The sequence below is a fragment of the Rhizobium sp. LjRoot258 genome, from assembly GCF_964254185.1.
Lineage (GTDB): Bacteria > Pseudomonadota > Alphaproteobacteria > Rhizobiales > Rhizobiaceae > Rhizobium.
Genome location: NZ_CAXUST020000001.1, coordinates 2,575,446 through 2,595,859 on the forward strand (window position 1 = coordinate 2,575,446; position 20,414 = coordinate 2,595,859).

The 20,414-nt window shown below is 61.7% G+C and carries 22 protein-coding genes; 10 read left to right on the forward strand and 12 right to left on the reverse strand.

The genetic code is table 11. The features are described 5' to 3' along the window. Positions 1 to 599: 599 nt before the first annotated feature. From ACSQ9D_RS12755 to guaD, 3 genes are read left to right on the forward strand one after another with little or no spacing between them, the layout of a single operon-like run. Positions 600 to 1,838, forward strand: a complete 1,239-nt coding sequence (locus tag ACSQ9D_RS12755) for a urate hydroxylase PuuD (RefSeq protein WP_436282526.1) — start codon at positions 600 to 602, stop codon at positions 1,836 to 1,838. After that, a complete protein-coding gene (locus ACSQ9D_RS12760) occupies positions 1,835 to 2,266 on the forward strand; it encodes a COG3650 family protein (RefSeq protein ID WP_436282527.1) in 432 nt (143 codons plus the stop codon). Before ACSQ9D_RS12755 ends, ACSQ9D_RS12760 begins: the two co-directional genes overlap by 4 nt. A gap of 47 nt (positions 2,267 to 2,313) precedes the next feature. Continuing rightward, positions 2,314 to 3,621, forward strand: coding sequence for a guanine deaminase (gene guaD, locus ACSQ9D_RS12765; protein ID WP_436282528.1), 1,308 nt, complete (start codon positions 2,314 to 2,316; stop codon positions 3,619 to 3,621). Positions 3,622 to 3,673: 52 nt separating this feature from the next. On the opposite strand, the gene ACSQ9D_RS12770 is transcribed toward guaD, so the two are convergent. After that, the gene (locus ACSQ9D_RS12770) at positions 3,674 to 4,567 is read right to left on the reverse strand and encodes a LysR family transcriptional regulator (protein ID WP_436282529.1); all 894 of its coding nucleotides are present in this window, start codon (positions 4,565 to 4,567) and stop codon (positions 3,674 to 3,676) included. A 124-nt stretch (positions 4,568 to 4,691) separates the two neighbouring features. On the opposite strand from ACSQ9D_RS12770, the gene ACSQ9D_RS12775 reads away from it, so the two are divergent. The 4 genes from ACSQ9D_RS12775 to ACSQ9D_RS12790 are packed head-to-tail and all read left to right on the forward strand — an operon-like array spanning position 4,692 to position 7,587. Further along, the gene (locus ACSQ9D_RS12775) at positions 4,692 to 5,087 is read left to right on the forward strand and encodes a (R)-mandelonitrile lyase (RefSeq protein WP_436282530.1); all 396 of its coding nucleotides are present in this window, start codon (positions 4,692 to 4,694) and stop codon (positions 5,085 to 5,087) included. Between the two features lie 14 nt (positions 5,088 to 5,101). Beyond that, positions 5,102 to 6,091, forward strand: coding sequence for an aldo/keto reductase (locus tag ACSQ9D_RS12780; RefSeq protein ID WP_436282531.1), 990 nt, complete (start codon positions 5,102 to 5,104; stop codon positions 6,089 to 6,091). Positions 6,092 to 6,123: 32 nt separating this feature from the next. Next, positions 6,124 to 6,861 (forward strand): SDR family oxidoreductase, encoded by a 738-nt coding sequence (locus tag ACSQ9D_RS12785; protein ID WP_436282532.1) that lies wholly within the window; start codon positions 6,124 to 6,126, stop codon positions 6,859 to 6,861. A 48-nt stretch (positions 6,862 to 6,909) separates the two neighbouring features. Further along, positions 6,910 to 7,587, forward strand: a complete 678-nt coding sequence (locus ACSQ9D_RS12790) for a dihydrofolate reductase family protein (RefSeq protein ID WP_436282533.1) — start codon at positions 6,910 to 6,912, stop codon at positions 7,585 to 7,587. A 36-nt stretch (positions 7,588 to 7,623) separates the two neighbouring features. On the opposite strand, the gene ACSQ9D_RS12795 is transcribed toward ACSQ9D_RS12790, so the two are convergent. After that, positions 7,624 to 8,475 (reverse strand): LysR family transcriptional regulator, encoded by an 852-nt coding sequence (locus tag ACSQ9D_RS12795; RefSeq protein ID WP_436282534.1) that lies wholly within the window; start codon positions 8,473 to 8,475, stop codon positions 7,624 to 7,626. A gap of 95 nt (positions 8,476 to 8,570) precedes the next feature. Between ACSQ9D_RS12795 and ACSQ9D_RS12800 the strand changes: the two genes are divergently transcribed. Then, entirely contained in the window at positions 8,571 to 9,539 is a 969-nt protein-coding gene (locus ACSQ9D_RS12800; protein WP_436282535.1) for a quinone oxidoreductase family protein, read from the forward strand. Positions 9,540 to 9,614: 75 nt separating this feature from the next. Continuing rightward, positions 9,615 to 10,757, forward strand: coding sequence for an alpha-hydroxy acid oxidase (locus tag ACSQ9D_RS12805; RefSeq protein ID WP_436282536.1), 1,143 nt, complete (start codon positions 9,615 to 9,617; stop codon positions 10,755 to 10,757). Between the two features lies 1 nt (position 10,758). On the opposite strand, the gene ACSQ9D_RS12810 is transcribed toward ACSQ9D_RS12805, so the two are convergent. The 9 genes from ACSQ9D_RS12810 to ACSQ9D_RS12850 form a co-directional block, all read right to left on the reverse strand. After that, positions 10,759 to 11,499, reverse strand: a complete 741-nt coding sequence (locus ACSQ9D_RS12810; protein ID WP_436282537.1) for a metallophosphoesterase family protein — start codon at positions 11,497 to 11,499, stop codon at positions 10,759 to 10,761. A gap of 3 nt (positions 11,500 to 11,502) precedes the next feature. Continuing rightward, a complete protein-coding gene (uraH, locus tag ACSQ9D_RS12815) occupies positions 11,503 to 11,859 on the reverse strand; it encodes a hydroxyisourate hydrolase (RefSeq protein ID WP_436282538.1) in 357 nt (118 codons plus the stop codon). Next, entirely contained in the window at positions 11,856 to 12,356 is a 501-nt protein-coding gene (locus ACSQ9D_RS12820; RefSeq protein ID WP_436282539.1) for an ureidoglycolate lyase, read from the reverse strand. Before ACSQ9D_RS12820 ends, uraH begins: the two co-directional genes overlap by 4 nt. Before the next feature lie 4 nt (positions 12,357 to 12,360). Beyond that, the gene (locus ACSQ9D_RS12825; RefSeq protein ID WP_037118359.1) at positions 12,361 to 12,723 is read right to left on the reverse strand and encodes a HepT-like ribonuclease domain-containing protein; all 363 of its coding nucleotides are present in this window, start codon (positions 12,721 to 12,723) and stop codon (positions 12,361 to 12,363) included. Next, positions 12,720 to 13,010: a nucleotidyltransferase family protein gene (locus tag ACSQ9D_RS12830; RefSeq protein ID WP_436282540.1), complete on the reverse strand. Its 291-nt coding sequence runs from the start codon at positions 13,008 to 13,010 to the stop codon at positions 12,720 to 12,722. The genes ACSQ9D_RS12825 and ACSQ9D_RS12830 overlap by 4 nt, the downstream gene beginning before the upstream one ends. Before the next feature lie 54 nt (positions 13,011 to 13,064). After that, complete coding sequence (uraD, locus tag ACSQ9D_RS12835; RefSeq protein WP_436282541.1) at positions 13,065 to 13,562, reverse strand: 2-oxo-4-hydroxy-4-carboxy-5-ureidoimidazoline decarboxylase; 498 nt, start codon at positions 13,560 to 13,562, stop codon at positions 13,065 to 13,067. Further along, a complete protein-coding gene (gene puuE / locus ACSQ9D_RS12840; RefSeq protein ID WP_436282542.1) occupies positions 13,562 to 14,485 on the reverse strand; it encodes an allantoinase PuuE in 924 nt (307 codons plus the stop codon). The genes uraD and puuE overlap by 1 nt, the downstream gene beginning before the upstream one ends. Before the next feature lie 99 nt (positions 14,486 to 14,584). Beyond that, a complete protein-coding gene (locus ACSQ9D_RS12845; protein WP_436282543.1) occupies positions 14,585 to 15,307 on the reverse strand; it encodes a DUF1045 domain-containing protein in 723 nt (240 codons plus the stop codon). A 112-nt stretch (positions 15,308 to 15,419) separates the two neighbouring features. Then, positions 15,420 to 16,598, reverse strand: coding sequence for an NAD(P)/FAD-dependent oxidoreductase (locus ACSQ9D_RS12850; protein WP_436282544.1), 1,179 nt, complete (start codon positions 16,596 to 16,598; stop codon positions 15,420 to 15,422). Between ACSQ9D_RS12850 and mnmD the strand changes: the two genes are divergently transcribed. Further along, positions 16,597 to 17,313 (forward strand): tRNA (5-methylaminomethyl-2-thiouridine)(34)-methyltransferase MnmD, encoded by a 717-nt coding sequence (mnmD, locus tag ACSQ9D_RS12855; RefSeq protein ID WP_436282545.1) that lies wholly within the window; start codon positions 16,597 to 16,599, stop codon positions 17,311 to 17,313. The genes ACSQ9D_RS12850 and mnmD overlap by 2 nt on opposite strands. Here mnmD and ACSQ9D_RS12860 read toward each other — a convergent pair. Continuing rightward, positions 17,310 to 20,144, reverse strand: a complete 2,835-nt coding sequence (locus ACSQ9D_RS12860) for a response regulator (protein WP_436282546.1) — start codon at positions 20,142 to 20,144, stop codon at positions 17,310 to 17,312. The genes mnmD and ACSQ9D_RS12860 overlap by 4 nt on opposite strands. Positions 20,145 to 20,414: the final 270 nt, after the last annotated feature.

Below are 20,414 nucleotides of genomic sequence, written 5' to 3' on the forward strand. Positions count from 1 at the left end.
ATTCAAGGACGCCTAACCATTCCGCGTGGTTTGCGGACGGCAATCCGCAAACGGGCTCGATGATCGCGAGATCAACGCCATGAGGGAGCATCCAATGCAAAAGCGTCGACATCTTGGCTTGGCATGCATTCTTTTGACTGGCTCGCGTTGAATGTACAGGAACGCATCCCGCAGCAGGACGATCCTGGCGCGAAAGAGGTCGGCGAGCTTCGCCGTCTTAGCAGCCTAGCCAACGGCGTTGATATGGTTTGCATATTGCAGCCTCTATCAGGACTGGCTGTCGTTTCCGTCCGAGGGCGAGATAAGGGCGGAATGCACATCTTGAAGCCGCCGGCGAAACGAGCTGGAGCGTTCTTTCGATCTTCAAAAAGCATGTAGGCCTTCTGAGAATACGAACTCGACGTGATTGCCGAGCATGAAATCTTGGTCCCAGGCGCTGCCAGTGTCGCGTGTGCAGTCAACTCGCATGAAGCATTTTCAAAAATTCGTGACCGTGGGCGAGGTTGCCGGGTACGTTGCAGCCGCGGCTGACGCCTTATCCCCTTTCCTCCGCGCGCGACTTTCTGCAATGTGGCGACACTGAAGAACAGGGGAACTCCATGTATGAATACGCCATAGCGTGGGAATGGCTGGCCTTTGCGGCCCGCTGGTTCCACGTCATCACCGCGATTGCCTGGATCGGCTCGTCCTTTTATTTCATTGCACTCGATCTCGGTCTGGTGAAGCGGCCGCATCTTCCGCCGGGCGCCTATGGCGAGGAATGGCAGGTTCACGGCGGCGGCTTTTATCATATCCAGAAGTATCTCGTGGCCCCGGCGCAGATGCCGGAGCACCTGACCTGGTTCAAGTACGAAAGCTACTTCACCTGGCTATCCGGCTTCCTGATGCTCTGCATCGTCTATTACGGCGGCGCCGACCTCTTCCTCATCGACCGCCATGTGCTCGACATCAGCGCCCCGGTGGCGATCCTGATCTCGCTTGCCTCGCTCGCCGTCGGCTGGATCGTCTACGACCTGCTGTGCAAGTCGCCGCTCGGCAAGAACACCTGGGGCCTGATGGTCGTGCTTTACGCCGTGATCGTCTTCATGGGCTGGGGCTACACGCAGCTCTTCACCGGCCGCGCCGCCTTCCTGCATCTCGGCGCCTTCACGGCAACAATCATGTCGGCCAACGTCTTCATGATCATCATCCCGAACCAGAAGATCGTCGTCGCCGACCTGATCGCCGGGCGCACCCCCGATGCGAAGTACGGTGCGATCGCCAAGCAGCGCTCGCTCCACAACAACTACCTGACGCTGCCCGTCATCTTCTTCATGCTGTCGAACCACTATCCGCTGGCGTTTGGCACCGCCTACAACTGGGTGATCGCCGCCCTCGTCTTCCTGATGGGCGTCACCATCCGCCACTGGTTCAACACGACGCATGCCCGCAAGGGACGCCCGACCTGGACCTGGATCGTCACCCTCATCCTCTTCATCCTGATCATGTGGCTGTCGACGGTGCCGAAGGTGCTGACCGGCGAGAAGGATGCGCAGGCTGTCGCGCCCGCCTTCCAGCAATTCGCCGGTGACCCGCATTTTCCCGCGGTCAAGCAGCTTGTCGGCACACGCTGTTTGATGTGCCATGCCGCCGAGCCGGTCTATGAAGGACTGGCGCGGCCGCCGAACAACGTGATGCTGGAAACCGATGCGGAAATTGCCGCTCACGCCCGCCAGATCTATATACAGGCGGGCCGCAGCCACGCCATGCCGCCCGGCAACGTCACCGACATCACCCCGGACGAGCGCAAACTGCTCGTCGCCTGGTTCGAAAGTGCAGTCCAAGGCAAACAGGAATGACCTCAGCCGCCCTTCGTGCCCTGCTTCTCGCTTCCACGCTGACCGCCTGCGGCCAGAGCGGCGTGGATACGACGGCGCCACAGGGTAGCCCGGCGGCACCCGCAGGCGATTTTTCCGGCGATCTGAACGCCCTCGGCACCGAACCCTTCTGGGCGATCAGGATCCGCTCCGACAGCATCACCTTCAGCCGCCCCGGCGCTGAAGACGTAAAAAGCGTCAACCCAGGCCCGCTGGTCGAGAAGGAAAGAGCCAGCTGGACGGTCCCCGGTGGACCGGCTCCCTTCAAGCTGACGCTGACCAAGGCGGATTGCTCCGATGGCATGTCCGATCGCCACTACCCGCTCAACGCGGTTCTGGCATTCGGGGACAAGACCATGTACGGCTGCGCCGCCACGCCGGCGGCAATCGCGGCCCAGCCGGCACCGTGACGCGAAAACCGCCACGACCGGACAATAGACAGAGGGGGCAGAACGCCATGACACACACACTTCTCCGCGGCCGGCTGCTCACCTTTTTGCGTGCGCCGCAAGAGCTTGGCGACACCGGAAGCTACCTCTACGAGAGCGACGGCGGGCTGCTGATCGAGGATGGCCTCATCCTTGCCTGCGGCGCTTACGACAAGGTGAGCGCGCAAGCCCCCGCCGACGTCGTGGCCGTCGATCATCGGCCGCATCTGATCATGCCGGGTTTCATCGACACGCATCTTCATTTCCCGCAGATGCAGGTGATCGCCTCCTATGCGGCAAACCTGCTGGAATGGCTGAACACCTATACCTTCCCGGAGGAATGCCGCTTCGTCGAAAGCGCCCATGCCGCGCGCATCGCCACGCATTTCTACGACGAGCTCGTGCGCCACGGAACGACGACGGCGGTCGCCTACTGCTCCGTCCACAAGACCTCCGCCGATGCCTTCTTCGCCGAGGCGCTGAGACGCAACATGCGCATGGTCGGCGGCAAGGTGATGATGGACCGCAACGCCCCGCAGGGACTGCTGGACACGCCTCAGATGGGCTACGACGAGACCCGTCAGATCATCGCCGAATGGCATGGCAAGGGCCGCTGCCACGTCGCCATCACGCCGCGCTTCGCGATCACCTCGACGCCGGCGCAGATGGAAGCCACCCAGGCACTCGCCCGCGAGTTTCCCGACCTGCACATCCAGACGCACCTCTCGGAAAATCACGACGAAATCAAGTTCACCTGCGAGCTCTATCCCGAGGCGATCGATTATACCGATATCTATGCGCGCTACGGCCTGCTTGGCGACAAGACGCTCTTCGGCCACTGCATTCATCTCTCGGATCGCGAGGCCGATGCGATGAGCGAGACAGGCTCGGTCGCCGTGCACTGCCCGACCTCGAACCTCTTCCTCGGCTCCGGCCTCTTCCCGCTGAAGGCGCTTGCGCGCCGGGACAAACCGGTGCGCATCGGTGTCGCGACCGACATCGGCGGCGGTTCCAGCTATTCCATGCTGCGCACGATGGACGAGGCCTACAAGATCCAGCAATTGCTTGGCGAACGCCTGAACCCGCTGGAAAGCTATTACCACATGACGCTCGGCAACGCCCGATCGCTGTCGCTCGCCGAGCGGATCGGCACGCTCGATGTCGGCTCGGACGCCGATATCGTCGTCCTTAATGCTGCCGCCACCCCGGCCATGGCACTGAAGATGGAGGTGGTGAAGACGCTGCCGGAAGAGCTGTTCGTGCTGCAGACGATGGGAGACGACCGCGCGATCGTCGAGACATACGTGGCCGGCGTCGCGGCCAAGAGCACCATTTGAGTTTTCGCGCTGCTTGGAAGAACCGGCCACCGACCGTTGGGGCCCCTGTCGCTCACGCGCGATAACGAAGCGCGTTGACGATGAGCGAAAACGCCGGAGAGGTCTGCCGTCTGCTCGGATAGTAGAGATGATAGCCGGGGAACGGCGCACACCAATCCTCAAGCACCCGGACGAGCCCGCCTGCCGAGAGATGTTGCTGCACCAGCATTTCCGGCATGTAGGCCAGGCCGATCCCCGAAAGCGCCGCGTTCAACCGCAGCTGGACATTGTTGAACACCAGCTGCCCCTCGACGCGCACCTTCAGCTCGCGGCCGTCCTTCTCGAATTCCCAGGCATAGACGCCGCCATAGGTGGGAAGGCGCAGGTTGATGCAGTTATGGTCGGTCAGATCGGCAGGTATCTCCGGTTTGGGTCGCCGCTCGAAATAGGCTGGCGCCCCCACCACCGCCATGCGCATATCCGGTCCGATGCGCACCGCAATCATGTCCTTCGCCACTTGCTCGCCCAACCGCACGCCGGCATCGTAGCGCTCGGCGACGATGTCGGTCAGCCCGTAGTCGACGATGATCTCGACGTTGATGTCGGGATAGTGCGGTAGCAGCTTTTCGAGTGCCGGCCACAGAATGGCATCGGCCGCATGCTCGCCGGCATTGATGCGGATTGTGCCCGCCGGCTTCTCGCGAAACTCGCTGAGTGCTGCCAATTCGCTCTCTATCTCGTCGAAGCGCGGCCCGATCGAGGTCAGCAACCGCTCGCCCGCCTCCGTTGGCGACACGCTGCGCGTCGTACGCGTCAAAAGCCGAAGCCCGAGCCGGGTTTCAAGCCCGCGGATCGTGTGGCTGAGGGCGGATTGCGACACGCCGAGCTTGGCCGCTGCCTTGGTGAAGCTCTTTTCCCGCGCCACGGCGAGAAAGGCCACAAGATCGTTGATCGATTGGCGCGTCATTCATGAGCCCTTCTCATAAGCATTTGCGATTTATACCATCTAATCGCAAGAAACCGAACGCCCTAAATCTCTCTCCGACACGGCCGGAAAAGCACCAGGCTGCGAAGTCACGAAAGGACGAGAGATGAAAATCAAGCGAAACGGCTCCGATCCATCCGCCAAGGGACCGGCGGATTATTTCACCGGAACGGTCCGGATCGACGCGCCGTTCCAGGCGACAGCGCCGGCGCGCGTCGGCGGCGCAACCGTGACCTTCGAGCCGGGCGCACGCACGGCCTGGCACACCCATCCGCTCGGCCAGACGTTGATCGTCATCTCAGGCAGCGGTCGGGCGCAGCGCGAAGGCGGCCCGGTCGAGGAGATCCGCGTCGGCGACATTGTCTGGTTCGAACCGGGCGAGAAGCACTGGCACGGCGCCTCCGCTACCACAGCCATGACCCATATCGCGATCGCCGAAGCCCGCGACGGCAAGGTGGTCGACTGGTTGGAAAAGGTCACCGACGAGCAATACCAGAACTGAACGAGGAGATACCAATGCACAAGCGTACACTTGGAACGAGCGGCCTCGAAGTATCCGCCATCGGCCTCGGATGCATGGGCCTTAGCTATGGCTACGGCCCGGCGACGGACGCGCAGGACGCCATCAAGCTGATCCGCGCCGCCTTCGAACGCGGCGTCACCTTCTTCGACACCGCCGAGGCCTACGGTCCGTACAAGAACGAAACACTGCTCGGCGAGGCGCTGGCGCCCTTCCGCGACAAGGTCGCCATCGCGACCAAGTTCGGCTTCAACTTCGGCCCGGACGGCGCTCAGAGCGGTATGAATAGCCGGCCCGCCCACATCAGGGAGGTTGCGGATGCGGCGTTGAAGCGTCTCAACACCGACGTCATCGATCTTTTCTACCAGCATCGCGTCGATCCCGACGTGCCGATCGAGGACGTCGCCGGCACTGTCAAGGAGCTGATCGGCGAAGGCAAGGTCAAGCATTTCGGCCTCTCGGAAGCGGGTGCCAGGACGATCCGGCGCGCCCATGCGGTCCAACCTGTCGCCGCACTCCAGAGCGAATATTCCCTGTGGTGGCGTGAACCGGAGCAGGAGATCCTGCCGACCCTCGAAGAGCTCGGCATCGGCTTCGTCCCCTTCAGCCCGCTCGGCAAGGGCTTCCTGACCGGCGCAATCAACGAGACGACGACCTTCGACAGCAAGGATTTCCGCAACGTCGTGCCGCGCTTTTCCGCCGAGGCCCGCAAGGCCAACCAGGCGCTCGTCGATCGCCTGGGCGAGATCGCGCGGCAGAAGAATGCGACGCCGGCGCAGATCGCTCTTGCGTGGCTGCTGGCCCGCAAGTCCTGGATCGTGCCGATCCCCGGCACGACGAAGATCCACCGCCTGGAAGAAAATATCGGCGCCGCCACCGTGCAGCTGACGAGCGAGGATCTCGCCGGCATCGAAACCGCCCTCTCGGGCATAAAGGTCGAAGGCGACCGCTACCCGGCGCACCTGCAGGCCAGGGTCGATCGCTAGGTGGCGACCAAAACGGATGGAAAGGACATGCCATGACGGAAGGCATCAGGGATAAGGTCGTCGTCATCACCGGCGCAAGCAGCGGCCTCGGAGAAGCCGCCGCCCGCCGTCTTGCCAGAGACGGAGCCAAACTCGTTCTTGGCGCACGACGCCTCGATCGGCTGATGGCGATCGCGGACGAGCTCGACCTCGGCGGTGATGCAGTCATCGAAACCGACGTGACGCGCTTTGATCAGGTCAAGCGGCTGGTCGATCATGCCGTTCGGCTGCACGGTCGCATCGACGTGATCATCAACAATGCCGGCCTGATGCCGCACTCTCCTCTCGAGCGCGGCAAGGTCGAGGATTGGGACCGGATGATCGACGTCAACCTGAAGGGCGTGCTCTACGGCATTGGCGCGGCGCTGCCCTACATGAAGGAGCAGAAGAGCGGTCACATCATCAACGTTTCGTCGGTGGCCGGCCACAAGGTCAATCCGGGCGGCGCCGTCTACGCGGCGACAAAGCATGGCGTGCGCGTGATTTCGGAGGGACTGCGGCAGGAGGTAAAACCCTACAACATCCGCACGACGATCATCTCGCCGGGCGCGGTTGCGACCGAGCTGCCCGACAGCATCACGGAACCCGATGTCGCCGAGCGCGTTCGCAAGGTCTACGAACTGGCGATCCCTGCCGCCTCCTTCGCCAGCATGGTGGCCTTCGCCATGAGCCAGCCGGAGGACGTCGATGTCAACGAAATCCTGTTCAGGCCGACGAAGCAGGAATATTGAAATCGAGGGCGGCCGGAGCCGGCCGCCTTCACCATACCGGAGAACAACGTGAAGCCATACGTCGTCATGCACATGGGATCGAGCATCGACGGCAGGATCGTGCCGTCGCAATGGCCACAGGAGATCACGGCCGCCCTCACCGCGATCTATGAACGCTTGCATCGCGAGCTTGCGGGCGACGCCTGGATCGTCGGACGCGTGACGATGGCCGAATTCGCAGAGGACGATCCCCGGCCAGTCGTGACGCACGAGGCCTTCCCTCGCTCCGCCTGGAAGGCGCCGGGAGCCGCGAAAGGCCCCTATGCGGTCGCGGTCGATCAGGGTGCCAAGCTGCACATGAACATCAACGAGATCAACGGCGACCCGATCGTGATGATCCTGCCGGAGAGTGTGCCGGACAACCATCTGGCGGAACTGCGCCGCGACGGAATTTCCTATCTCTTTGCCGGACGAAACGAGATCGACCTGGCTCTCGCTCTCGAACGCCTCAGTGCCGATTTCGGCATCGAACGGCTGTTGCTCGAAGGCGGCGGCGGCATCAACGGCAGCTTTCTGTCGGCCGGGCTCATCGACGAGATCAGCCTCCTCATCCTGCCTGTCGCCGACGGCAGCGTCAACGTGCCGACCACGTTCGATCGTCCGATAGAGCCGGCAACGCGTTTGTCGCTCATGTCCCTCGAGCAACTAGAAGGCGATGTCGTCTACTTGCGCTATCGCCCTTGGTAATGTGGGACGAACGGGCTGATGGATAGCTGCGGCGTATCAGCCCGACCACGAAATCGACTTCAACGCGTCCATGACAACCCGGACGATCGGCACGCTGCGGATGTCGGCATGGACGACGAGCCACAGTTCTCGCGTCAGCGGGCGCGGTTGAGGGATCGCTTCGACAAGATCATCCAGGCCGGCCAGCATGAAATTCGGCAGCATGGCGATGCCGCCGCCGGCACGCGCTGCGGCGAGCTGAAACTCCAGCGTCGTTGCCCGCAGCGCCACCTTGCGGCCCTCCGTTGCCTCGGCAAGCCGTATCGATTGCGGCGCGCTCGCCATCGTTTCGTCATAGGCGATGAAGGTCCTCTGCTCGTCCGGCGTCGCCGCAAGATAAGCAGCCGTGGCATAGAAGCCGAAAGCGACATCTCCGAGCTTGCTGATGACGAAGTTGCCCTGCTCCGGCTTCGTCATGCGAACGGCAATATCGGCCTCCCGCCGATCGAGTGAGGCGTAGCGTGTCTCACCGACGATCGTGATGCCGATATCGGGATGCCGACCGCGCAACGCGACCAGTGCGGCCGGCAGCAGTGCGGCAGCGAGCGTCGGCGGCGCGCTGATCCTGACCTCCCCGGCAAGCGTCGCACCGGCAGCAAGCCCCAGCCTCTCGACCGCAAGAGCCTCCTCGCCCATGCGCTCGGCCATCGCCGCCACCCGCTCGCCTTCCGGCGTCAGCAGAATGCGGCGGCCGCGCCGGTCGACCAGCTTCACGCCCGTCTGCTCCTCGAGCCCGGCAACCCGCCGGGAAACCGTCGCATGCTCGACTCCGAGAGCACGAGCAGCCCCGAGCAACGTGCCGGTCCGCGCCAAGGCAGCAAAATAGCGAAGACTTTCCCAATCGATCATTGTTCATTTTTTCCCATTGAATGACAATCAATAGGGAATTTTCGATCATGACGCCACGCGCAATGATGGCTGCACAGCAATCGGAGTGCGCTTTCATGGACAGGGTCGTTACACTTCTCGCGCCAGGCGGCGTCGAGCAATTGCAGGTTTTTGAACAGACGCCGCAGGATCCGGGCGCAACTGAAATCCGGATACGCCATGATGCGGTCGGCATAAACTTCCTCGACATCTACCACCGGCGCGGGCTCTACCCGTTGCCTGCCTACCCCGCCGTGCTCGGCGTCGAAGGCGCCGGCGTCGTGGAAGCAGTCGGAAGAGAGGTCACGGACCTGAAGGCCGGCGACCGCGTTGTCTACGCTGGCGCGCCTGTCGGCGCCTATGCCGCGACACGACTACTGCCAGCAGCGCGCGCCATCCGCCTGCCTGATAGCGTGCCCTCGCAGGTTGCCGCTGCCTCCATGCTGAAGGGGCTGACGGCCTATATGCTGCTGACCAAGACCTACCGCGTCGAGCCCGGAACCACCCTCCTCGTCCATGCCGCCGCCGGAGGTCTCGGAAGCATCCTCGTGCCGTGGGCCAAGCACCTTGGCGCCACCGTCATCGGAACCGTCAGCTCGCAGGAAAAGGCAGAGCTTGCCCGCGCATATGGCGCCGATCACCTGATCGTCGGCCGTAATGCCGATGTCGTCGGCGCCGTGAAGACGCTGACAGACAACAGAGGCGTTGACGTTGCCTATGACGGCATCGGCGGCGGGATGCTGGCAAAGTCCATTCGCGCCGTCCGTCCGCTCGGCGTCGTGGCAACCATCGGACAGGCAGGCGGGCCGATCCCGCCCGTCTCGGTCGACGAGCTCCGTCCGGGAAAATGGCTGACGCATCCGAGCATCATGGCCTACATCACGGATACCTCAAGCTACCTGGCCGCAGCCGAGGCGGTGGTCGAAATGCTGGCATCCGGCATCGCTGCAACGATCGCCCGCGAATACGCTTTGGAGGAGGCTGCGCTAGCCCAGCAATTCCTCGAAGAGGGACGTGCCGCAGGCAGTCTGATTCTTGTTCCATAGGCATGAAAGAGATACACAAAGCCTTGGAAATCATGTTAAGGGCCATGGCGTTATTCAGATGTGAAAGTCTTATCCATGGCCACGCCTCTCACGATCGCCGACCTGAAAAGTCTTGCCCAGCGCCGCGTCCCGAAGATGTTTTTCGACTATGCGGATTCCGGTGCCTGGACAGAGTCGACCTACCAGGCGAACGAGAGCGATTTCTCCAAGATCAAGCTGCGCCAGCGCGTGCTCGTCGACATGACGAACCGCACGCTGGAGACGACGATGATCGGCCAGAAGGTGGCAATGCCGGTGGCACTTGCCCCGACCGGCATGACCGGCATGCAGCATGCCGACGGTGAAATGCTGGCCGCCCGCGCCGCCGAGGAATTCGGCGTTCCCTTCACGCTGTCGACGATGAGCATCTGCTCGATCGAAGATGTCGCCTCGGTCACCACGAAGCCCTTCTGGTTCCAGCTCTACGTGATGCGCGATAAAGACTTCGTGCTCAACCTGATCAACCGCGCCAAGGCGGCGAAGTGCTCTGCCCTCGTCCTGACCGCCGACCTGCAGATTCTCGGCCAGCGCCATAAGGACCTGCGCAACGGCCTTTCGGCACCGCCGAAGTTCACCCCGAAGCACGTCTGGCAGATGGCGACGCGCCCGTTCTGGTGCCTGGACATGCTGCAGACGAAGCGCCGCACCTTCGGCAACATCGTCGGGCACGCCAAGAACGTTTCGGACCTCTCCTCGCTCTCGTCCTGGACGGCGGAGCAGTTCGACCCGCAGCTTTCCTGGGCAGACGTTACCCGGATCAAGGAACAATGGGGCGGCCCGCTGATCATCAAGGGCATCTGCGACGTCGAGGATGCGAAGGCGGCAGCTGAAACCGGCGCCGATGCCATCATCGTCTCCAACCATGGCGGCCGTCAGCTCGACGGCGCTCCCTCTTCCATCAGCATGCTGCCTGGTATCGTCGACGCCGTCGGCCACAAGATCGAGGTGCATCTGGACGGCGGCATTCGCTCCGGCCAGGACGTGCTGAAGGCGATCGCCCTCGGCGCCAAGGGCACCTATATCGGACGCCCCTTCCTCTACGGCCTCGGCGCCATGGGTAAGGATGGCGTTACACTCGCCCTCAACATCCTGCGCAAGGAAATGGACGTCACCATGGCCCTCTGCGGCAAGCGCGACATCAACGACGTCAACTCGTCAATCATCGCTGGCCGGCAGTAACTTACGAAATCCAGCCTGTCGCAAGCGCGCCTGCCCAATCCGGGCGGGCGTTTTCTTTTGCGAGGCAGGACATGGCCATATGGTCGTAGGCGACGGTTCGGAAGTTCGCCAGCCAGCCAGCCTCGCCCTTCTCGAGAATGCAGTAGGACGCCAGGGGGTGACCGGTCTCGACCTTGTGGTAGTGTGGCGCGTCATCGTCATAGGCGGGGCAGCCGACGCTACCGGGATTGACGATGAGCCTGTTGTCGCTGAGGCGAACCATTCGCGGGATATGGCTGTGGCCGCACAGGATCAGCGGGAAATCCGTGCCTTTCGCCAGCGCCTCGATCTCCGCGAGCGGCTTCAGGAACACGTGACCTTCGACGGACACGGATTCCAGCCAGTAGATGTTGTCGTTCGCCGGCGTCGCGTGGCAAAGATAGATTTCGTCACGGTAGACTGCACTCGTCGGCAGGCTGCGCAGCCATTGCAGGTCCTCCTCGTTCAGCTGAATGAAAGCAGCCGCGTCGGAGGCATGCATGGCTTCCCGCGCCTGTTCAATCAGATAGCGATCGTGATTGCCGCGCACGGTCAACATGGCGAGCCCCCGCAGGCGCTCAGCGGTTCGCCCCGCCGTCAGCGGCCCGCTGAAGCAATCGCCGAGATTGACGATATCGGTAACCCCCTGCGTCGCGATATCGGCAAGCACCGCTTCCAGCGCGAGATGATTGCCATGGATGTCTGCAATGGCGGCAAAACGCATGGTCTAGCTGCCGCGATAGGTCGAATAGCCATAGGGCGAGATCAACAGCGGCACGTGATAATGCGCGCTCACGTCGGCGATGCCGAAACGGATGGGCACAAGATCCAGAAAGGCCGGATGCGGCAGGGCGACACCCGCGGCGCGCAGGTAGTCGCCAGCGTGGAAGAGCAGTTCGTAGGTTCCCGCCCTGAAGCTGTCGCCGATCAAGATGGGTCCGCCATCGACCCGGCCGTCGGAATTTGTACTGACGGTCTTGATGTGGCGACGGAAGTCCCCATCCAGATGGAAGAGATCGATCCGCAGCCCTGCGGCCGGTTTGCCGGAGGCGGTATCGAGAACGTGTGTGGTCAGTCCGGTCATAGGATCGGCTCGCTGATGATGAACGGGGTTTCGAAGACGAATTCTTCCAGATTGTTACCGGGTCCCTCACGGTCTACGACGAGGAAGTCACTGGCGACGCCGAGAGACATCAGCGGATGATGCCAGACATTGCGGCGATAGTTCACGCCCTGGTCGCCTCGGGCCAGGAACACCCGAGGGCGACCGGGCCTGCCGCCTTCGTCCTTAGACACGACAACGAGGTAGGGGCGGCCGGCGATCGGCGAAAAGCTCTGGCTGCCGAACGGATGCCGCTCCATCATGGCGACTTCATAGGGAAAGGCACGCGGCTGGCCGCGGAAAAGGTTGATGATGACGCGCGCGCCCTCGCCCACCACTTCGGCGGCGGCCAATGCATGGAAGCGCTCCGTCGTGCCGTTGTTGATATAGCGCATCGTTGCCGGATCGGCTTCGATGACGTCGCCGAAGGGCGCGAAGGCAGATTTGGTGAGGGGAAGAATCTCGAGACGTTGGTTCACAGGTTTATTCGCCTTGGATGCGCCAATGGCGTATCGATTGAAGCTGCGAGATCAGGTCGGACAAATCACTTCGGACGGTGCCCCAAATGGCCGAAAGGTCCGCGCGATAGTAGTCGTGCACGATCAGATTGCGCATTCCCTTTATCTTTGCCCAGGGAAGTTCAGCGTGATCGCGGATGAAATCGGGATGGCGAACGCCGATCCGATCTGCGGCTTCGCCCAGGAGGACTAGGGACATGGTCACGGCGAGTTGGGTTCTGAGATCTGCCAGAAAAGCGTTCTCGGTCATGCCCTCAGTCAGCGCGCGTGCCTGCTCGGCAGCTTGCTGCATACGATCGACATATTCCACGAGCCGTTCTGTGCTCATACGACGATCGCTTCCGAGAGAACGTGTTCGCGTATCTTGTCGGGAAGACCTCCGGGCGTTACCAGATCCACCTTCACGCCGAGTGTCTCCGTCAAATCCTCCAGCAACCCGCCAAGATCGAACAATGTCGTACCTGGCAAGGTGTCGACCAAGATATCCAGGTCGCTATCGGGCCGATCCTCGCCGCGCGCCACGGAGCCGAAGACACGCGGGTTCGTCGCGTTGAAGCGCTTCGTCGCTTCGCGGATCGCCTGCCTGTTCTTCTGCAGCACTTCTGAGGGTTTCATGACGCAACTATAAGTCACGGAGGCAAAAGAGAAAAGCGGTACGACCGGGCTGTCTCAACGCCCCGGCAACATTGTTTCGAGGCGCAGCAGCGCAATGCGCTCGACCTCAGCCGTGGCGGTGGCGAATTCCTCGTCGCGGCCGTTGTCGACGCGCTTTTCGAAGGCCGCGAGAATATCGTCCTTGTTCAGCCCCTTCACGGCGATGATGAACGGAAAGCCGAATTTTTCGACATAGGCGGCGTTGAGTTCGGTGAACCGTGCGTGCTCCTCGGCGCTCAGGCGATCGAGCCCGGCGCCTGCCTGTTCCTTTTTGCTGTCTTCCGTCAGCTCGCCTGCTATCGCGAGGCGCCCGGCAAGATCGGGATGAGCGCGCAGCACGCCGAGCCTCTCTTCCAGGCTTGCCGCACGAAAGATGGCGACGAGCGCCGTGTGCACACGATCCACGGTCAGTTCATCACCGATGAAACCGTCGTCATAGGCGCGCTCGGCAATGAACGGCGAATGCTCAAAGACGCCGCCATAACGTGATACGAACTCGTCGCGCGAAAGCATCAGATCGTCTCCGGCTTGTGGTGGGCATGCCAATGCTGCGCGATCTCGATGCGCCGCGGGATCCACACCTTGTCATGCTTCAGCACGTATTCCATGAACCGCTTCAGCGCCGCTGCGCGGCCAGGGCGACCAACAAGGCGGCAGTGCAGGCCGACCGACATCATCTTGGGGCTGCCTGCCTTGCCTTCTTCATACAGCGTATCAAAGGCATCCTTGAGGTAGGTGAAGAACTGGTCGCCCGAATTGAAGCCCTGTGGCGTGGCAAACCGCATGTCGTTGGTTTCGAGCGTATAGGGAATGATGAGGAACGGATTGTCATCGATGCCCTTCACCCAAAACGGCAGATCGTCGGCATAAGAGTCCGAAGAATAAAGGAACCCTCCCTCTTCCATAACGAGACGCAGCGTGTTGTCCGAGGGCTTGCCCTGATACATGCCGTAGGGACGCTCGCCGGTCAGCTGCGTGTGCAGGCGCACGGCTTCCTGAATATGCTTGCGCTCGACGTCTTCCTGGAAGTCCTTGTATTCCAGCCAGCGGTAGCCATGGCTGGCGATTTCCCAGCCGGCTTCCCTCATGGCCGCGACGGCCTCGGGGTTGCGCGCCATGGCGAGCGTCACGCCATAAACGGTCGCCTGAACCTTGAGTTCCGTGAACAGGCGCCACAACCGCCAGAAACCGGCGCGCGAGCCATATTCGTAGATCGACTCCATGTTGAGGTTGCGTTGGCTCGGCCAGGGTGCAGCACCGACGATTTCCGACAAAAGGTTTTCGGAGGCCGGATCGCCGTCTAGAATGCAGCTTTCGCCACCCTCTTCGTAATTGATGACGAACTGGACGGCCACGCGGGCATCGCCCGGCCACTTCGGATCGGGCGTATTGCGTCCATAGCCGATGAGATTGCGCGCATAGGTCTCGGATACCATGAAATCACCTTCCTGAAAGTCGGCGAAACGGTAGCATCCGGTGACGGAATGTCGAGACGGAAAGTACGCAACAGAGTTTCGCCTTTGCGGCACAAACCCTTAGGCAAACGCTGGAACACGATCCCGCCGAGCGCTGACCTTGCCCATCGGATGCAGCGAATGCACGCGAAACGGCCCGCCGTTTCCTTCCTCGATCATCAACGCAACGTTGGCGACCTTCACGCGATCGGCAAGGACCGGCTCGAAGACGCCCCGAAGCGCCTGTTCGACCCGTGGCATGTCGGAATGGCTGACGGGGCCGGTCAGCGGCATGTGAAAACGAAATTCGTCCATCACATAGGGGCTTCCCCAGCGATGCAGATTGGCGAACTGCGCGGCAGATAGACCACCCGGATCCGTCCGCTCGATTTCCGCCTCGCTCAACGGCGCGCGGAATCGATCGAACTCCTGAACAACGGCGCTGGCAAGGTAGTGGGCGTGTTCGCAGGGCAGCGACGGGACGAGACTGTAGAACGCACCGAGCCTTGCCACCTCCAGACGATTGATGTGAAACGGCGAAAGCGTGCCGCAGAAGCGCATAAGATCACGCAAAAGTTGCGCCTCCGTCACATCGGCGGCAAGGCGGAAGGGCGCCTTCAGGACACCATGAAAACCATAGCGGCGTGGCATCGCCGTATGGAAAGCGATCTCGTGAATGCTCAGGCCGCGTATTGCGGTCGGCTCAACCGTCTCGCCGGAAAACACATTCCGACCCAACCAGTTTGCGGCCACATATGAGAGCGGGTCGCTCGCAGCGGGCGTGAAGCAAATGGCATAGCGCATCGAATTTCCTCCGTAGACAAACGGCGCAGCCCTCAGTCGGCGCCGCGATTGCGCTAGCAGATAGGTGATTTGCGTGACAGATTGACGAAAGGCAGGAAATGCTAATTCACGTTTAGCGTGAAGCCACGCGGATGTGATTGGCAAGCAGGAAGCTTTCGGGCAGCGCAAAGGGCGGCTGACGACCGGCGCCAAGGTGGACCGCGACCGCCGCCAGATGGTGCGCCAGACCGAAGCTGACCTTGAAGCCGCCGGTCAAGGCGATCAGGCCGTCATGGTCTGGATGCGCGCCAACCATCGGATCACGGTCGATCGCCTTCGGCCGCAGACCGGCCCATCGTTCAAGAACGGGCGCGCCTTGCAATGCCGGCACCAGTTGTGCGGCTGCCTCAATCAGTGCGTTCAGCTGTCGATCTGTCGAGAACGGCTCATCGAAGCGAACCTCGCTCGTGCTGCCGATGGCGACATGACCGCCCTCATGCGCAACGATATACAGCCCATCGCGGAAGATCGTCGGCATGGACGGGTCCATGTCGACTTTCAGCAATGCCGCCTGGCCTTTGACGGGCTGGCCCAGCGGCTTTGAAAGACCCCTCGTAAAACGCTCGAGCAAGGGAAAGGATTGGTGGCCCGCGGCCACAATGCATTGGCTGAAAGTAACGTCGCCCATGCTGGTCTTTGCGACCTTGCGCTCAAGATCGAAATCATCGACCGAAACGTGCTCGGCAACGCGGACATGCCGTGCGTCACGCAGGAATGCAGCGAGTACAGCGATGAGAGAGCGGGGGGCAACTCTGGCGGCAAGCGTGTCGTGCACCAAGCCGCTTTCGCCAGCCGCTCCGTCGAGCCAATTGTCTTGCGGAGGCCTGTCGAGTACATGCCAGTGGAAACGCCGCTCGCCCGCGATCCAGCGGTCCTCAGCATCCCGGGAATGGCCAAGCGCGATCTCGCGCAAATGCGGCTTCGGCAACGGAATGAGACGCCCTGAGCGGCGATAGCCGGCGGAAAGGCCCGTCTGCTGTTCCAACGCTGCAATCTCCGCTTCCAGCGAAACCAGCGCATCGAACTGAAATTGCTTCTTGGCGTTCCACTTGTCCGGCATATGCGCCATGAGCGCTCCGAGCAGGCCCCCGCTCGCGCGGTGGCCGAGCCGATCGGCGTCGACGAGCAGCGCATCGATGCCGAGACGCTCCGCGTGAACTGCCGCCCACAGTCCCAGGATCCCGCCGCCGACGATCAGCAGGGCAGTCGATGATTGACCGGAAGACAAGGCCGGACTATCGGCTTTGGTCATGACAGATACGGATCCTGAAAAAATTTCTGGCGCGCACCAGCCGCTTGAGTGGCGCGACGGCGATATGCCCTATTCACCGGCCTTTGGCGACCATTTTTATTGCCAGACTGATGGCAGGTTGGAATGCGGGCATGTCTTCCTTGCCGGCAACGGCCTGCCGCAACGCTGGCAGAATCTCGGCGACTTCCTGATCGGCGAGCTCGGCTTCGGCACCGGTCTGAACTTTGCCGAAACATGGCGCCAGTGGAAGCTCAATCGGCGTACGGGGCAAAAACTGCACGTCATGTCGTTCGAGCTCTATCCGATGCAGCGCGAGGAAATCGACCGTGCCCTTTCTCATTGGACCGAGATCGATGCCGAACGGCAAGCCCTGGCGGTAGCCTGGCCAGAAACGCCTCAGGGAACGGTATCCCTGAGGCTTGATGACCAGACATCCCTCAGCGTCGTCTGCGGCCGCGCTCTTGAAGGCGTTGCGGCCACCGAGGCCCGCTTCGATGCCTGGTATCTCGACGGCTTCGCGCCGTCGCGCAACGCCGATATGTGGTCTGCGGAATTGATGCGCCTCGTCTGCGACAAGACGAAGACGAACGGAACCTTTGCGACCTATGCGGCGGCCGGCTTTGTCCGGCGCAACCTGATCGCGGCAGGCTTTGTGGTGGAGCGTCGCAGCGGCTTTGCCGGAAAGCGCGAGATGCTCTGCGGCATCAAATCCTAGCTCGCCGAGCGCCCAGCCTGTTGCTCGCTTCGGCCCAACCAGAGCTCCAGCTTCTCTTCGAGCAGTTCCGGGCTGATCGGCTTTGACATGTAATCGTCCATGCCTGCCTCCAGGCAAACGTCGCGGTCGGCCTCCAGCGCATGCGCTGTCACTCCGATAATTGGCACGCGATGGCCTTGTCCGCACTCGCGATCGCGTATTGCGCGCGTCGCGTCATGGCCGTTCATCACGGGCATCGAGACATCCATCATGATGATGCGCGGGGTATAACGCTCCCATGCCTCGACGGCCTCCCAGCCGTTGCCGACAACGAGAAAGTTGCGGCCGGTTTCCTGCAATATCTGCGTGAAGACGATCTGGTTGACCTCGTTGTCTTCCGCAACCAGCACATCGATGAACTCCGTTGGTGCACGTTTGGAAGGCTGGACCTTGGGGAGCGGGGGCGGTTCCGCCTGAACGCTGGGCGGCATGGTGACAGCCGCGGTCATCTGCTTTGCCCGGCTCGCGCGCACGACGTCAACGATGGTGTTCCTCAGCACGGTGGCCCGCGCCGGCTTCATCAGATAGGCTTGGCCGTTTAGCGCTGCGAACTCTTTTTCGGTCCCGGAAATGTCCATCGATGTGAGAAAGATAATCGGCAGACGCTCGAAGCGCCTGTCGATGCGCAGTTTCCGTGCGATCCCGGCACCATTCATGCCCGGCATCTGGTAGTCGAGCACGACCGCATCGATCCCTATGCCACACTCGTGCGCAGCCTCGAGGATTGCAATTGCCGCGGATCCGTCTTCGGCTGCCGCGCCATCGAAGCCCCAAAGCACCAATTGTTCGGTCAGAATCTGTCGGTTGACCGCGTTGTCGTCGACGACGAGAACACGCGCACCCATTACGTTGACGGGCAGCGGCTTTGCCAGCCGCGCCGCGGCCACGACGAAAGGCAGGTTCACGGTAAAGACCGAGCCTTCCCCCGGCTGACTGTCCACCTCGAGGTAGCCGCCGAACAAGTCGACCAGTCCTGCCGTGATGGCAAGGCCAAGTCCGGTTCCCTCGTGGCGACGCGTGGAGGATGCGTCGATCTGCGAGAACTTGTCAAAAATGGTTCCGAGCTTGTCGCCCGGAATGCCGATGCCGGTATCCTTAACCCGGATGCTCGCCATGATCTCGTCTTGCGCGCCCGGTGCAAAGCCGACGTCCACAAGGACGTGACCACGCTCCGTGAACTTCACGGCATTGCCGAGAAGATTGGCGATGATCTGCCGGAAGCGCCCAGCGTCGCCGATTACGGCCGACGGCAAATCAGGCGCCGTGCGCACCAGCAGCTCTATGTTTTTTTCGGCTGCCGGTGACGACAGGAGGGTCGCAACATCCTCGATCGCCTCGACCAGATCGAACGTCGTGCGTCGGAGCGTCATCTGGCCGGCATCGATCTTGGAGAAATCAAGAATGTCGTTGATGATCGTCACCAGCGCATTGCCTGATTTGACGATGATATCGATGAACGTCTTCTGACGCGTATCGAGATTGGTCTTCGCCAGCAATTCAGCCATGCCGAGAACACCGTTCATGGGTGTCCGGATCTCATGGCTCATATTCGCCAGGAACTCCGATTTGACGCGATCGGCGGCTTCCGCCCGTGCCAGCAGCCGCTCGAGCTCGGCCTCGCGCTCCTTTGCTTCGGTAACGTCGGTGAACAACGCAATCCAATGCTGCCGCTCGCTGATGGTTGCATCCAGGTTGACCCAACGCTCTCCGGCGACATGGAATGGCGTCGAGATCGGTTTCTTGGCCGCGATGTTGTCACGCCAACTCGTGAGGATTTCATCCTCCTGACCGTGAAAATCCCCACGTTGAGCGCAGAACCGGAAGAGGTCGATCCATCCCCGGCCGACAGAAAGGTATTCGGGGGGAATGGCGAGAATGTCGCTGAGCGGGTCGCTGGCGAGCAGGATGATCCCGTCCTGCACGATCAAAAGGCCCTGGGACATTGCGCGCGTCGCGTCGTGCATCAGATCGCCCAGATGCTCGAGCGCTGCGCGCGTTTCGTGGACTTCCTTTTCGCGCTCACGGACCGCAGTCACATCGGCATAGGAAAGCAGAACCCGGCCATTGGAGAGACTACGGCCATCGAAAAGCACTCGCTTGCCGCCGACCCAGCCGAGCTCCACCGGCTGCTGTTCCCTCTCTGCCGCCTGGAAATGCGCCTCCCGCCGCGCAAGGATCTGCTCAGGTGTCAACCTGGCGCCGTAGCGTCCGAGCTCGTGACTATGACGGATCACGTCGATGAAGGCCCAGCCGTCAAAGCGGTGGTCACGCGGCAGATCCCAGACATAGTAGAACTCGTCATTGGCGTAGAGAACATCGCGCTTGTCGTCGAGGATCATGACGCCGACGGGAAGAGCGCGAAGGATGTTTTGGAGATCTTCTGTCAGAGCCTGGCTGCGTGCCAAGGCCGACGCCGAACGGCTATCGCTGCCATGACGCGGGGCCTTCCTTTCGAAAAGACCCAATATGTAGACACGGTCTTCGGACGGCGAGAAGCTCTCGATTCGCACCCGCTGATACCCGACAGCACCGGCATCGAAGCAAACCGCGCTTTCCTCGCTCGCGAAGACGAGAGCACGCCGTTCCTTGTCCTCGCGGATCTCCTCTTCCGGCGTATCAACGAGTTCGCGACTCCGACGCCCGATGAAATCGGAGATTTCCTTTCCGAAGAAGCATGCATAGGCCTCGTTGACGGCCACGTAGCGAAGCTCACTGTTCTTGACATAGGCAGGGTGCTCCAGATCCGCGATCCGGCGGCAGGCCAGTTCGAGAAGGTCCCCGCTCGATGTCAAAATTGGTCCTCAGTCGGGAAAGGCTTGTTCATCGATCGACTATAAACGGGCGCTCTTTAACAAGGCTTTAACCATAATTGTCGCCGGCATCGAACAGGGCCGAGCAATCCGCGATTTCGCCGGGCGCGGTCGATCAGCGATCATCCGTGGCAGCGGACCAAATCGAGTAAACGCCCCGGAACTGTGGTATCGTTTCATTCGTTTCTAGAATGGACCCGTTCAGTTGGCCCGTATACCCGGCGGTTTCGCCTGACGGCTTCAAGAACAAGC

What these genes read in the sequence shown, in the direction of transcription:
- ACSQ9D_RS12775 (WP_436282530.1), top strand. Translation starts at nt 4,692, where the DNA reads ATGAAAATCAAGCGAAACGGCTCCGATCCATCCGCCAAGGGACCGGCG.
- ACSQ9D_RS12805 (WP_436282536.1), top strand. Translation starts at nt 9,615, where the DNA reads ATGGCCACGCCTCTCACGATCGCCGACCTGAAAAGTCTTGCCCAGCGC.
- ACSQ9D_RS12850 (WP_436282544.1), bottom strand. Translation starts at nt 16,598, where the DNA reads ATGACCAAAGCCGATAGTCCGGCCTTGTCTTCCGGTCAATCATCGACT.
- ACSQ9D_RS12785 (WP_436282532.1), top strand. Translation starts at nt 6,124, where the DNA reads ATGACGGAAGGCATCAGGGATAAGGTCGTCGTCATCACCGGCGCAAGC.
- ACSQ9D_RS12760 (WP_436282527.1), top strand. Translation starts at nt 1,835, where the DNA reads ATGACCTCAGCCGCCCTTCGTGCCCTGCTTCTCGCTTCCACGCTGACC.
- uraH (WP_436282538.1), bottom strand. Translation starts at nt 11,859, where the DNA reads ATGACCGGACTGACCACACACGTTCTCGATACCGCCTCCGGCAAACCG.
- ACSQ9D_RS12770 (WP_436282529.1), bottom strand. Translation starts at nt 4,567, where the DNA reads ATGACGCGCCAATCGATCAACGATCTTGTGGCCTTTCTCGCCGTGGCG.
- ACSQ9D_RS12800 (WP_436282535.1), top strand. Translation starts at nt 8,571, where the DNA reads ATGGACAGGGTCGTTACACTTCTCGCGCCAGGCGGCGTCGAGCAATTG.
- ACSQ9D_RS12810 (WP_436282537.1), bottom strand. Translation starts at nt 11,499, where the DNA reads ATGCGTTTTGCCGCCATTGCAGACATCCATGGCAATCATCTCGCGCTG.
- ACSQ9D_RS12845 (WP_436282543.1), bottom strand. Translation starts at nt 15,307, where the DNA reads ATGCGCTATGCCATTTGCTTCACGCCCGCTGCGAGCGACCCGCTCTCA.
- ACSQ9D_RS12780 (WP_436282531.1), top strand. Translation starts at nt 5,102, where the DNA reads ATGCACAAGCGTACACTTGGAACGAGCGGCCTCGAAGTATCCGCCATC.
- puuE (WP_436282542.1), bottom strand. Translation starts at nt 14,485, where the DNA reads ATGGTATCCGAGACCTATGCGCGCAATCTCATCGGCTATGGACGCAAT.
- uraD (WP_436282541.1), bottom strand. Translation starts at nt 13,562, where the DNA reads ATGCTTTCGCGCGACGAGTTCGTATCACGTTATGGCGGCGTCTTTGAG.
- ACSQ9D_RS12795 (WP_436282534.1), bottom strand. Translation starts at nt 8,475, where the DNA reads ATGATCGATTGGGAAAGTCTTCGCTATTTTGCTGCCTTGGCGCGGACC.
- ACSQ9D_RS12825 (WP_037118359.1), bottom strand. Translation starts at nt 12,723, where the DNA reads ATGAGCACAGAACGGCTCGTGGAATATGTCGATCGTATGCAGCAAGCT.
- ACSQ9D_RS12755 (WP_436282526.1), top strand. Translation starts at nt 600, where the DNA reads ATGTATGAATACGCCATAGCGTGGGAATGGCTGGCCTTTGCGGCCCGC.
- mnmD (WP_436282545.1), top strand. Translation starts at nt 16,597, where the DNA reads ATGACAGATACGGATCCTGAAAAAATTTCTGGCGCGCACCAGCCGCTT.
- ACSQ9D_RS12830 (WP_436282540.1), bottom strand. Translation starts at nt 13,010, where the DNA reads ATGAAACCCTCAGAAGTGCTGCAGAAGAACAGGCAGGCGATCCGCGAA.
- guaD (WP_436282528.1), top strand. Translation starts at nt 2,314, where the DNA reads ATGACACACACACTTCTCCGCGGCCGGCTGCTCACCTTTTTGCGTGCG.